Source organism: Rhizobium vallis (genome assembly GCF_003985155.1).
In the GTDB taxonomy this organism is placed as follows: domain Bacteria; phylum Pseudomonadota; class Alphaproteobacteria; order Rhizobiales; family Rhizobiaceae; genus Rhizobium; species Rhizobium vallis.
On sequence record NZ_ML133692.1, the window covers coordinates 112057 to 124766 of the forward strand.

General features: G+C 62.3%; 11 protein-coding genes. 5 read left to right on the top strand and 6 right to left on the bottom strand.

The window, feature by feature from the left end:
- Positions 1–57: 57 nt before the first annotated feature.
- From EFQ99_RS20205 to EFQ99_RS20220, 4 genes are all read left to right on the top strand, one after another.
- On the top strand, positions 58–282 hold the full coding sequence (locus EFQ99_RS20205; protein WP_126827244.1) for an aa3-type cytochrome c oxidase subunit IV: 225 nt from the start codon (positions 58–60) through the stop codon (positions 280–282).
- 155 nt (positions 283–437) lie between these two features.
- Positions 438–1586, top strand: coding sequence for a Re/Si-specific NAD(P)(+) transhydrogenase subunit alpha (locus EFQ99_RS20210; RefSeq protein ID WP_126923013.1), 1149 nt, complete (start codon positions 438–440; stop codon positions 1584–1586).
- Positions 1586–1984, top strand: coding sequence for a proton-translocating transhydrogenase family protein (locus EFQ99_RS20215; RefSeq protein ID WP_126923014.1), 399 nt, complete (start codon positions 1586–1588; stop codon positions 1982–1984). Before EFQ99_RS20210 ends, EFQ99_RS20215 begins: the two co-directional genes overlap by 1 nt.
- Positions 1985–1991: 7 nt before the next feature.
- Positions 1992–3386: an NAD(P)(+) transhydrogenase (Re/Si-specific) subunit beta gene (locus EFQ99_RS20220; RefSeq protein WP_126923015.1), complete on the top strand. Its 1395-nt coding sequence runs from the start codon at positions 1992–1994 to the stop codon at positions 3384–3386.
- 51 nt (positions 3387–3437) lie between these two features.
- On the opposite strand, the gene EFQ99_RS20225 is transcribed toward EFQ99_RS20220, so the two are convergent.
- The 5 genes from EFQ99_RS20225 to EFQ99_RS20245 all read right to left on the bottom strand — a co-directional run bounded on the left by EFQ99_RS20225 (position 3438) and on the right by EFQ99_RS20245 (position 9034).
- Entirely contained in the window at positions 3438–3920 is a 483-nt protein-coding gene (locus tag EFQ99_RS20225) for a DUF992 domain-containing protein (protein ID WP_126923016.1), read from the bottom strand.
- Between the two features lie 61 nt (positions 3921–3981).
- On the bottom strand, positions 3982–5634 hold the full coding sequence (locus tag EFQ99_RS20230) for a sensor histidine kinase (RefSeq protein ID WP_126923017.1): 1653 nt from the start codon (positions 5632–5634) through the stop codon (positions 3982–3984).
- A gap of 404 nt (positions 5635–6038) precedes the next feature.
- The gene (locus tag EFQ99_RS20235) at positions 6039–6905 is read right to left on the bottom strand and encodes a tetratricopeptide repeat protein (protein ID WP_126923018.1); all 867 of its coding nucleotides are present in this window, start codon (positions 6903–6905) and stop codon (positions 6039–6041) included.
- Positions 6906–7040: 135 nt separating this feature from the next.
- Positions 7041–7253, bottom strand: a complete 213-nt coding sequence (gene rpsU / locus EFQ99_RS20240) for a 30S ribosomal protein S21 (protein ID WP_003585885.1) — start codon at positions 7251–7253, stop codon at positions 7041–7043.
- A gap of 158 nt (positions 7254–7411) precedes the next feature.
- Positions 7412–9034 (bottom strand): adenylate/guanylate cyclase domain-containing protein, encoded by a 1623-nt coding sequence (locus EFQ99_RS20245; protein ID WP_126923019.1) that lies wholly within the window; start codon positions 9032–9034, stop codon positions 7412–7414.
- Between the two features lie 229 nt (positions 9035–9263).
- Here EFQ99_RS20245 and EFQ99_RS20250 point away from each other — a divergent pair, with 229 nt between their 5' ends.
- On the top strand, positions 9264–11435 hold the full coding sequence (locus tag EFQ99_RS20250) for a CHASE2 domain-containing protein (RefSeq protein WP_126923020.1): 2172 nt from the start codon (positions 9264–9266) through the stop codon (positions 11433–11435).
- 7 nt (positions 11436–11442) lie between these two features.
- Here the strand turns inward: EFQ99_RS20250 and EFQ99_RS20255 are convergent, their stop codons facing one another.
- Positions 11443–12513: a FecR family protein gene (locus EFQ99_RS20255; RefSeq protein WP_126923021.1), complete on the bottom strand. Its 1071-nt coding sequence runs from the start codon at positions 12511–12513 to the stop codon at positions 11443–11445.
- Between the last annotated feature and the right edge of the window lie 197 nt (positions 12514–12710).

Genomic DNA, 12710 nt, shown 5'->3' on the forward strand with positions numbered 1-12710 from the left:
TCCCTCGTTTGGCGAGGGAATCAGGCTGCGAAAAGGCATTTGAGGGAGACGATATTTATGGCCGAACATCATACCGGACCGGTCGAGACCGGCGCGCCGATGGACTACAAGGAACATGAGCAGACCTACAACATGTTCATTGCCGGTACGAAATATGGCTCGATGCTCCTCATCGTCCTCCTGCTTGCGATGACCGCCGGTTTCTTCGGCGGCGCTGGCCTGCTCGGCGGCCTTTTCGTCTTCATCGTTCTTCTCGCCGTCGGCATCGCCCTATTCCGCTGATCGCCAGATTCAGAGGGTCAGAGCGTCCCCTGTGCGTCCGAAAGGACGCACGGCGCTCTGAGGGGAGGAGAAGCTTCTCCGAAGCTTTGTGAATTTGGTGCTCGGCCCGCGCGGGGGAGCCTGCAGCGGTCTGGCTGACCCGGAGGAGGGGGCAGTTGGGCAATATCGTTTTCGTTGCGAGAGAAATCACGGATGGGGAGACGCGCGTCGCCGCTTCTGCCGAGACCGTAAAGAAGATGAAGAGTTTCGGCTTCGACGTCGTCGTCGAAGCCGGTGCCGGTGTGGCGTCGCGCATCCCGGACGCCGAGTTCGAGGCCGCGGGCGCCAGGATCGGCAGTTTCGCGGACGCCGCCTCCGCCGACGTGGTGCTTAAGGTGCGCCGCCCAAGCGCATCGGAGATCTCGGGTTATAAGAGCGGTGCCGTGGTCATCGCCATCATGGACCCTTATGGCAATGACGAGGCGATCGCAGCTCTGGCAAGCGCCGGGCTTTCGGCATTTGCCATGGAGCTGATGCCACGCATCACCCGTGCCCAGTCCATGGACGTTCTTTCGTCCCAGGCCAATCTTGCCGGCTATCAGGCCGTAATCGAGGCGGCTGGTATCTATGACCGCGCTATGCCGATGATGATGACGGCGGCAGGCACCGTGCCGGCTGCCAAGGTCTTCGTCATGGGCGCCGGCGTCGCCGGCCTCCAGGCGATCGCGACCGCGCGTCGCCTCGGCGCGGCTGTGTCGGCCACCGACGTTCGCCCGGCCGCCAAGGAGCAGGTCGCCTCGCTCGGCGCCAAGTTCATCGCCGTCGAGGATGAGGAGTTCAAGGCGGCGGAAACGGCCGGCGGTTATGCCAAGGAAATGTCGGCCGACTATCAGGCCAAGCAGGCAGCGCTCGTCGCCGAACATATCGCCAAGCAGGACATCGTCATCACCACCGCTCTCATTCCCGGTCGCGCGGCGCCGCGGCTCGTGTCGCGCAGCATGCTTGCCTCGATGAAGCCGGGCGCGGTCGCCGTCGACCTCGCGGTCGAGCGCGGCGGTAATATTGAGGGCGTCGTTGCCGACGAGATCGCCGATATCGAGGGTGTGAGGGTGATCGGTTTCGCCAATATGCCGGGCCGGGTCGCGGCCAGCGCCTCGGCGCTCTACGCCAAGAACCTCGTCACCTTCCTCGAGACCATGGTCAACAAGGAAAGCCGGAGCGCCGTCGTCAATCTAGACGACGAGCTCGTCAAGGCGACGATGCTGACCTATGCCGGCGACGTGGTTCATCCCGCCTTCGGCGGCGCGAAGAAGGGAGATATCTGATGGCCAGTGAAGCAATGGACAGAGCGCTGGAGCAGCTCGATCAGGCCGTAACCGCCGTCATCACGGCGGCGGCTCAGGCGCCGGAAGCGGCAAGTGCCGCCACCGGCGGTGCGATCGATCCCTTTGTCTTCCAGCTTGCGATCTTCGTATTATCGATCTTCGTCGGCTATTACGTCGTGTGGTCGGTGACGCCGGCACTGCATACGCCGCTGATGGCCGTCACCAATGCGATCTCCTCGGTCATCGTCGTCGGCGCGCTTCTGGCGGTCGGCATCTCCGAAAGCGGGCTTGCGACCGGTTTCGGCTTCGTCGCCCTGGTGCTCGTCTCGGTGAACATTTTCGGCGGCTTCCTCGTCACGCAGCGCATGCTGGCGATGTACCGCAAGAAGGACAGGTAAGCGACCGATGACCAATATCGCAGCCTTCCTCTATCTCGTCTCGGGCGTCCTCTTCATCCTGGCACTGCGCGGCCTGTCGCATCCGGCCACCAGCCGCAAAGGCAATCTCTACGGCATGGTCGGCATGGGGATCGCCATCCTGACGACACTCGTGCTTGCGACACCCAATTTCGGCGGCTTCGTGCTGATTATTCTCGGCCTTGCCATCGGCGGCAGCGTCGGCGCCTATGTCGCCCGCACCATCCCAATGACTTCGATGCCGCAACTCGTTGCCGGTTTCCATTCGCTGGTCGGCCTTGCGGCCGTGCTGGTCGCGGCGTCGGCGCTCTACACGCCTGCTTCCTTCGGCATCGGCGAGATCGGCCAGATCCACACTGAAGCGCGCATCGAGATGGCACTCGGTGTCGCGATCGGGGCGCTGACCTTCACCGGTTCGATCATCGCCTTCCTGAAGCTCGACGGTCGCATGTCCGGCAAGCCGATCCTGCTGCCCTATCGGCACCTGATCAATGCGAGCCTGCTGGTGTTGATCGTGCTCTTCATCATCGGGCTTGCCGCCACCGAAAGCCATTTCGACTTCTGGGCTGTGGTGGCCTTGTCGCTGGCGCTTGGTGTTCTGCTGATCGTGCCGATCGGCGGGGCCGATATGCCCGTCGTCGTCTCGATGCTGAATTCCTATTCCGGATGGGCTGCGGCCGGCATCGGCTTTACGCTCGGCAATCTGGCGCTGATCATCACCGGCGCGCTCGTCGGCTCCTCCGGCGCGATCCTTTCCTACATCATGTGCAAGGGCATGAACCGTTCCTTTGTCTCCGTGATCCTCGGCGGTTTCGGCGGCGAGACGGCGTCTGCCGGACCCGACACATCGGACAGGACGGTCAAGCTCGGCTCGGCTGAGGATGCGGCCTATCTGATGGCCAATGCGTCCAAGGTCATCATCGTGCCCGGGTACGGCATGGCGGTCGCCCAGGCCCAGCATGCGCTGCGTGAACTCGCCGACAATCTCAAGAAAAACGGCGTCGAAGTGAAATATGCGATCCATCCCGTTGCAGGCCGCATGCCCGGCCACATGAACGTGTTGCTCGCCGAAGCCAATGTTCCCTATGACGAGGTCTTCGAGCTCGAGGACATCAATTCGGAATTCGCCCAGGCCGACGTCGCCTATGTCATCGGCGCCAACGACGTCACCAATCCGGCGGCACGTGACGACAAGACCTCGCCGATTTACGGCATGCCCATCCTCGACGTCGACCGGGCCAAGACCTGCCTCTTCGTCAAGCGTTCGCTCGGCTCGGGTTATGCCGGCATCGACAATACGCTGTTCTACAAGGACGGCACGATGATGCTGCTCGGTGATGCGAAGAAGATGACCGAGGATATCAACAAGGCGATCGCGCATTGATCGACTGAGAGACAGCCGCCCCTCGGGCGGCTGTTCGATTCAGATCTATTGCTATATCTCGCCCGGTACGAGTGTCATCTTCTCGACGCCGATCGCCAGGTTAAGACCTTCCTGAGCCTGGACATTCAGCGGCTGAAGCATGAAGGCCTTGTCGGTGCCGCCGGCAATCACCTTGGCGCCGGCGCCCGCACCGAAACTCGCATCGGCGCCTATCCCGTAATATTCACCGGCAAGGGCAAATTGCGGGATATCCGTACCGGTCTTTGCCAGCACCTGCCAGATCATCACGCTCTTGCCGGTCTGGCCGACGTCGAGGCCGAATTTCTCGATCTTGCCGGCGTAGACCGCCTTGGCGCCGCCTGATGCCGGCGTATAGGTGCAGATGAGGTTCTTCTGCGAGGTGATGATCAGGCCCTGGCCGCCATCCGATCCACAGACGAGACGGCCAAGCGTGACATAATTTTCCGCGCCCGCCGGGCTTGCCCAGGCTGCGCCCGCCAAAGCCATGGCGGCGACCATCGTTTGCTTGAACATGGTCTTTCTCCTTTGGAACGACCTGTCCGAAACGAGTGGAGATGGTGATTGTTCCTGGAGTCTATTCCCGCTCAAGCGTGGCGCGTTGCGCAGTCAGCACCCATAACAGGCCTTCGGGTCGAAAATCGACATCGACCGTGCCGCGGAAGGCGGCGGCGGCATGAGCCTTGATCACGGTCGTGCCGAAGCCCGAGCGCGACGGCTCGACGACCGGCGGGCCGCCGCTCTCCTCCCAGGTGAAACGGAGCAGGGGCTCCGGCTTGTCTTCCTCCCTGACGTCTCGCCATTGGAAGCGGACACGGCCCTGCGGCACGGAGAGCGCGCCGTATTTTACCGAGTTGGTGGCGAGTTCATGCAAGGCGAGGCCGAGATTCTGCACCGCATCCGGCTTCAGCACGAAATCGTTGCCGCTGACCTCGATCTGTTCGCGCGATTGCGGGAAGGCCTGCAGATGAATGTCGACGACCCGCCGCAGCGACACACCTCCCCATTGCTCGCTGGTCAGGAGCTCGATCGAACGCGCGAGCCCTTCGAGGCGATCGGCGACGGCGGCGCTGAAGCTCTCGACGCTGTCGGCCTGCTTGGCAAGCTGGCGCATCATTGCCTGAGCGAGCGTCAGAAGATTCTTGGTGCGGTGAACGAGCTCGTGCATGACGAAGCGCAGCCGATCCTCGGTCTGGCTGCGATCGAAGGAAGCGTTCGAAAGGGCGATCGCCACCTGGTTCGCCTCGATGACGCTGGTCTCGACCGGCGAGACGATGTGGCCCTCGCCCATGCGGTTCGCCATGTCGGCGATCTCGCGGATGGTGGTGCGCACCTGCCTTGCGACTGCATAGGCGGCCAGCACGGCGACAAGCACGAGTGCTACGCCACCGATGATGAGGAAGCGCCAGGTGCTGAGGATCGAAGCCTGGGCGATCGGTCCCCAGATCACCGTCTTCCATGACCAGCCGGGGATCTTGGCATAACCAAGCAGCATGTGCGGCATGATCTTCTCGTCCTGGAAGACGCCACGGGAAGCGGTCAGCGCCGGCAGGATGCGCGGGTCGAAGGGCGTGCCGGGCTCAAGGTGGGTGGGCCCCGTGGAGGCGACGACGTGGCCGCTCTGGTCGACGACCGCGGCCGACCAGCCTTGGGCAAGGCCCTCGGTCGTCACGAGTTTACCCAGATCCCTGGCGTCCTGCGTGATAATGAGGGCTGCGACCGGATCGTCGGCTTGCGGCAGGGTGACGTTGTAGACCCAATCGCCGCTGATCCGGCCGCGAAAGACGTCGGACGCCTCGATGTGGCCGGAGGTCATGGCCGACTCGAGCGCAGGCATGTTCGCTACCTTGTCGAGCGGCGTGCCGAATGCCCGGCGCGTGTTCAGGAGTTGCTGGCCGGTGCGATCGACGGCGATGACGAACATCGTATTGTCCCGCAGGGCCGTTTCCGTGCGCTGGTGGAAGGCCGCGAGGTTGCCGTTTTCCAGCTCCGGCGAGCTCGACAGCAGCCGCAGCGTCGTTGCCATATCCTGAAGCTGACGGTCGATGATGCGTGAAAGGGCAAGCGCATCCTGCGTCGTCTCGCGCTTCAGTGTCGAACGCTGGTTATCCTCCAGTTGCAGCAGAAGCAGCGCCACGAAGGCGAAAATCGGCAATACGATCGCTACCGCCATGGCGACGAGATAGGTGCCGATCGAGGCCTTGGGAAAGAACAGGGCGACGATCTTCATCTAGTGCGCCATTTCGTATGCGCGCAGTCCGCAACAGTTTTCGCTTGCGGTTGGGAAAGCAAAGATCCGCATCTCTCGCAAACCGCCCTCAACAGGTTTTCGGACGCCCGATAGCAGGCTATCGAAGCAGGCCCATGTTAGGGGGAGCAAGAGCAGGTTGCAACATAGTATGACGTGCTGCTGGGGGCGGCCGCTGCTTTTTCGGCTCGCCTTTTAACTTGGAGGGCTGCCTTCGCGGGGAAGAACTGGGGTCTCCGGACGGCACGGGATCAGGCATGTTTTTGAGGATCCGGCCGGGAGATTCGGTTGAATTGGCACGATCTTGGCCGGCATTTCGAGAGGCGGCTGCGGTGGCAAGCGGCCGTTGTGGGCGGCCGATGTCTCAGGCCGCCTCACCGATGTCGTTAGCCGGCCGATGCGCCGACACGGGCCAGGCCGTCGCGCGCCGGCTGGTATTTGGGATCGAGGCCGACGGCGTGGCGATAGGAGCGGGCGGCCTTGGCCTTGTCGCCGCGGCGTTCGTAGACGAGCGCCTGGTTGGCCCAGGATTCGGCGATGTTGCCGTTGAGCTCGATCGCGTGGTTGAAATCGGCAAAGGCGTTGTCGTCGTCGTTCAGCGCGATATAGGAAATGCCGCGACCATTATAGGGTTCGGGCGAATTCGGCGCGAGCGAGATCGCCTTCGAGAAATCGTCGATCGCCTTATCCTGCTGATTGCGCTTCTGGAAGATCAGGCCGCGATTGTGGTAGGCGCGGCCGTCGGTGGTGCCGAGCTGGATCGCCTTGCTGAAATCATTGAAGGCCGGGTCGTCCTGGCCGGCCATGCGATAGACATTGCCGCGGCCGATATAGGCGACGTCATAGCTCGGATTGATCTGCAGGGCGGCGTTGTAATCGGCAATCGCCTGCTGCTGCTGGCCCATGTTGCGATAGACCAGGGCGCGGTTGGCATAGGCCTGGAAGAAACGCGGATTGATCTGCAGCGCCGTGTTGAAATCGTTCAGCGCCTGGCGGAATTGGCCGCCGCGGCCATAGGCGGAGCCGCGGACGTTATACCCTTCCGGATCCTTCGGATTGGCGTTGATCACAGCCGTCAGCGAGGCGATGTTCTCTTCCGAACCCTGCGCCTTGTCGATGTGGATCACGGCATCCGTGGTGTTGGTCGTGTCGCAGCCGGCGAGGCCGAACATTGCCGCCAGCGCCAAAGCGGGCAGGAATGCGGTTTTCTGCAAGCGCGAGGCGCGGGACGGATTGAAGGTGGTAACAGCCATTCGGGCTCGCTTTCCCCATGCGGCATATCCGGTTCGCGGATATGCGATCTTCAGCGGCAAAACTAAAAAGGCGGCGGCGAACCTATCGCCCCCGCCACAATGCATCTGAAAACGTCGAAAAAACGACGGCAACGCTCAGCGTGCGACCAGACCTTCGCGCTGGGCGCGCTTGCGGGCCAGCTTGCGAACGCGGCGAACAGCCTCAGCCTTTTCGCGAGCGCGCTTCTGCGACGGCTTCTCGTAGTAGTCGCGCATCTTCATTTCGCGGAAAATGCCTTCGCGCTGCATCTTCTTCTTGAGAGCGCGGAGAGCCTGATCGACATTGTTATCGCGGACAAGTACCTGCACGAGAATCACGTTCCTTTGGTTTTGGTTGATGCCTGAGGCGGCGCAGCGCCAGGGGCAAAAAAATTACGTTCGCGCGGCCGCAGCCTTGCGATTGGTGATGCGGGATAGCAGATCGGGTATGGGAAGTCCAGATAGATATGGGAAGGCCGCCGGAAAAATCACGTTTCGCCCGATATCCGGTTACGATCCGGGGTTTCGGGCTGGGCTTCATCCAGCGCGGCAATCGCCTCCTTGAGCGCCGCGCGGACCCGCAGACGGTCGGCAGGCTCCAGCCGGCTCATATCCAGATGCAGGTCGAGCCCGGAGAGATGTTCGCTCAGAACGCGGCTCTTGTGGTCGGCGCCGAGTGTCAGCCCGTCCACGGCATAGGGCACGATCTCGCGCTGTATACCCTTCATCGTGATCGGCGGCAGGGGATGGGCGTCGACGATTTCGTTCACCAGCGCATAGGTTTCGTAGCTGATGACGATTTCTCCGCCCTGGGCGATCGATTGCAGACGGGCTGCGAGATTGGCCTCCGCACCGATGATCGTGTAGTCCATCCGGTCGTTGCTGCCGAAATTGCCGACGTTGCAGTATCCGCTGTTGATTCCCATGCGCACGACGAAAGGCTCTTCGGTGCCGTTCCTGCGCCATCTGTCCTTGAGTTCGCCGAGACGGCGCTGCATGTCGACGGCCATGCGCAGGCATGCTTTCGCATCCTCCTCCGGCCCCTTGGTTTCCGGGTCGCCGAAGAAGACCAGCATCGCGTCGCCGATAAACTTGTCCACCGTGCCGCCATGCTCGAGCGCAATGTTTGACATTTCGGTCAGATATTCGTTGAGCATCTCCGTCAGGGCTTCGGGCTGCAGGCGCTCGGTGGTCGCCGTGAAATCCTTGATGTCGGAGAAGAAAATCGTCAGGCGCTTGCGCTCGGTATGGACGACGACGTCCTTCTGGCCGCTGAAGATGCTCTTGTATATCTGTGGCGAGAGATAGCGCGAAATCTTCAGGGAAACGCTGGCGAGGAATTCGTTCGCCATTTCCAGATCCTGGTTGGCGCTGTGGATTGTGCGCGTCTGCTGCCGCTGGAGCGCGATGAAGCTGATGCCGATGACGGCGACGAATAGGAAATAGCAGAGTAGGTATTTGAAGGCGAAGACATTGCTCGCGTAGGGCTGCCGTATGATGACTTCCTGAATGCCACGCACATCGCCGACCTTCCAATCGGTCTTCGGGCTTTCGGGATGGGTATTGTGACAGGCGACGCAGGCCTGACCCATGACGACAGGGGTGACGAAGCGCAGGGTATCGGTCAATCCGACACGGGTGAGGTCGGTCAGCGTCTGCTGCGGATTGGCGCGCAAGGCTGTGAGCGCTCGTTTCTCGAAGTCGTCGAGTTCGTGGGGCGCGCGGCTCTTGAAGGGAAGGTCGGAGACGAAGCGGTAGGTAATGTTGGCCTGCTGCTCCTTGATGACGTCGCCGAGTTCCAGGGAAAGTGTGGCCGGCAGCGGGATGGCGCCCGGTATATTCGCGTAGTTATGGGAGACGACCGTCCCCTCGGTCGTGCCGTTGGCATGCGCGGCCAGAACGCGCCCTACGACATTGGTGGAGTAATAGGAGCGGATGCTCGATATCAGCGAGCTCATGTCGCGCGCCTGACGCCGCAACGTATTTCCCGAGAGATCGCTGATGTCGAGCCAGACGGCAAGCGGCAGCCCTGCAAGCATTGCCAGCACGACGACGATCAGCCAATAGCCGCTCCGGCGCGCGGCGGATTCGGAAATCAAGGCGCCCCTCATTCTTTTCTGGAAAACATCCGATTTTCGATCGCTACAAGAACATTTCGCCGCGTGCCCGGCAAGATCGAAGCGTTGTCATTCCGGCCAAAACTGGAAGCGTCGCACGACGGGCCAAAAGTGAGGATCGGGAACGCATGTGCGAATGGCGTTTGGATCGAAAGCGGCGTAGCCTGTCTGTCGGCAGGAGCGGATCGCCCCGCCGACCGCGGAGGGGACTGCCGGTAAGATTATGACGCGCGCGCAGCAAATCGGTGTCGTTATCGGCTTGGCGATCGTGGCTTTCCTCACGATGCTGCGGGCTGGCGATCCCGGGATGTTCAAGCTGATCCGCGGCGTGACTTTCGACGAGTATCAGCGGCTGCTTCCCCGCACCTTCGAGCCGATGCCGGTCCGGGTGATCGATATCGACGAGGCGTCGCTGCGGGAATTCGGCCAATGGCCCTGGCCACGAGACCGGCTGGCCCTGCTGGTGGACCGGCTTTCTAATATGGGTGCCTCGGCCATTGCCTTCGATGTCCTCTTTTCCGAGCCGGACCGGCTGTCGCCGCGCAATGTTGTTAGGGAGGTCGCAGGGGTCGATCCCTCGCTTGCAGAGAAATTGCCCGATAATGACGAGATATTCGCCCGCTCGATTGCCGAAAAGCCTGTCGTGCTCGGTTTCGGCCTTTCCAATAAGGGCAATTATCGGCCGCCTGTGAAAGCGCACTTCGCCATCAAGGACGAAAGCCCCGTCGAGGCTCCGCCCTATCTCGGCGCCTCGACACCGCTCAGGCCGCAGTTGGAGGCCAGTGCGGCGGGACTCGGTCATATCAGCCTCAACCCCGGCAATCCGTCGCCGGTGGTGCGCGCCGTTCCCTTGTTCCTGACCGATGGCCAGCAGCTCTATCCCAATCTCGCGATCGAGGCGCTGCGCGTCGCGCAGGGAGAGACGACCTATGTAGTCTCCGGAGCGCCCGAGCGGGCCGGCATCATGACATCGGTGAAGATCGGGGAGTACGTCGTGCCGCTGACGGCGGCGGGCGAACTCTGGCTCTATGTCACGCCCGACCGGGCGGAGCGGTATATATCCGTCCGGCAGGTGCTTGCCGCCGCCGGACCCTCGCCAGAGGTCGCCACCGCCATCGAGGGCAGCATCGTCTTCGTCGGCACATCGGCCGCCGGCCTGCAGGATATCCGTGTCACCGCGCTCGGCGAGAACGTTCCAGGCGTTTCGCTGCATGCGCAGGCGGTCGAGCAGATCCTCTCTGGCCATTTCTTATCGCGGCCCGACTGGGCGGACGGGCTTGAGATCATGACGATCGCGATCCTCGGATGCCTGCTCGTGGTGGTGACGACCTTCGTCAGCCCCGCCGTCGCTCTGATCTGCGGACTGTTGATCACGGCGATGGCGCTCGTGGCGTCCTGGCTCTCATTTCTCTATGCGGGGCTTCTGTTCGATCCGCTGGCTCCGATCATCAGCGGCTCGATCACCCATTTTGCCGCGACCTCGTTCCGCATCCTGGTGATCGACCGGGAGCGGCGCGAGGTGCGGCGCGCCTTCGGCCATTATCTCTCTCCGTCGCTGCTTCACCGCATCGAACATAACCGTGATGCCTTGCGCCTCGGCGGAGACGATCGCGAATTGACGATGATGTTCGTCGACGTCAGGAGTTTCACCGAAATCAGCGAGCGACTGGCGCCGACCGATGTCGTCGCCTTTCTGAATACCTTGCTCGATGCGTTGAGCCGTCACGTGGTCGCCAATGAAGGCACGCTCGACAAGTTCATCGGCGATTCGATCATGGCCTTCTGGAACGCGCCCGTCGACGTGGCGGACCATGCAACCAAAGCGGTTCGCGCTGCCCTTGCCATGCGCGAGACGCTCACGGAATTGAATGCCGGCGACGCCTTCGGCTTCGGACCGGGGCAGGAGGTCGGGATCGGCATCGGCATTCATACGGGCCTTGCCTGCGTCGGCAATATGGGCGCCAAGACCCGTTTCAACTATTCGGCGGTCGGCGATGCCGTCAACGTCGCGGCGCGCATCGAGTCATGCTGCAAGGAAGTCGGCTTCGATATCCTCATATCAGACAGTACGGCACGATTGGTGCAGGGAATGGCGCTGATCGAGGCCGGCGCTCTTCCGCTCAAGGGCAAGAGCAGCCGAACGCAGATCCTTGCCGTCGTTGGCGACGAGCGCGTTGCGGCATCCTCGGAATTCGCCGCCCTCGAGGTCGTTCACCGTCAACTGACGCAGGCCCTGCATTCGCATTCGAAGAACACCAGGAAGCTTGTCGGTACGGCAAAGCTCAGGGCGGCGCAGGTGATCGGCGGTCTGGCGGAATTCTACCAACGAATATCGGGTAGGACCGATCATTTCCGGGAGGTGCAGGACGGGATCGGAAAGAGCGCCGTCGATTGACGGGCCTTTAGCGGTTGTGACCGAAATTCCGGCCTCTGTCGCGGTCGTGGTGCCCGTCCCGATCGCCATCATGGTCTCCGCCGCGATGGTGATCTCCGCCATGATCTCCGTCGTGATCGTGATCTCGGTCGTGGTTGCGCCCGCCGTCATCGCTGCGGTCTCCATGGTCGCCATCGTCGTGCCTGTCCGGCCTGTCATGATGATCATCATGATCGTGCTGTCCGTAGCCGTCCGGCGTATCATGCTCCTCATGCCTGTCGGGCTTATCAGGCTTGTCGTGATGGGGCCTGTCAGGCTTTTCCGACCGTTCTTTCTGCGGCTCGGCGGGCCTCTGCGGCGGTTCCTGCCGCGGCGGGCTGGGCGGCGGGGCCGGATCTGGCGCGGGTCTGTCGCTTCTTTCCGGCGCGGCTGAAGCCATGTTGCAGCCCCCGAGCATGCCGAGGCGGCCCGAAAGCCGCTGGTTGCCGGAAAGGAAGGGCAGGGCGCGCTGATTTCCGAGCGCCGCGAGAACGCGGCGGTCGGCGGGGCGGGTGGCCGTCATATTGCCGTTTGGCTTGGCGACGACGCAGTCGCAGTGTTGCTGCAGTTGCCGGCAGCCGCCAGGACCACAGAAACTGGCTGCGCCGTTCAGCAGCACGACGGCGGTGGTGCCGTCCGGGTCGACATAGAAATCGAATGCGGTACCGCGCACGCCGATGGTGCCCGCGGGGGTGAGAATCTGGTAGGCTGAGGATTTCGAATTGCCGCTGACCCAGCGGAAAGTTCCCTTCGCGGCCCTAATGGTGAGTTTCTGGACGGATTGTGAATCGTCGAAGACATATTTGTCGATGACGACCGAAGAACCCCAGCCGACCGCAAGCTTGGTGCCGTCGCGAAACAGAAACTGGCCGAGGCCGGATTGCGATGTCCGGATGCGCTCGTCGCGGTGAACGCTGGTGTTGACCTCAATCGGGCCGTCCTGCCCCGTGACTTCGGTCTTGATGACGACGGCCTGGCCGACTGGCTCAGCTGCGGGCGCGGGCTGTGCGCTGCCGAGCGCGATGCACAGCGCCGCGATGAATGAACGCCAACCCCACATGATACACGTACCCCGGGAACATAGGGAGAATTAACATTTTAGTAACTGCTTGTCTTCTCGCCCAGTTGGGCTAAGCGGCATCAGCGATCGAACGGACCTGCCGGCTTTTACGCCCCTTGCAAACGGTGTCGTCCGAGATCCGAGGTCGAGCATGGCATTGACACAAAACCGCGCAGTTTTCGACGTCATGTCGCGCA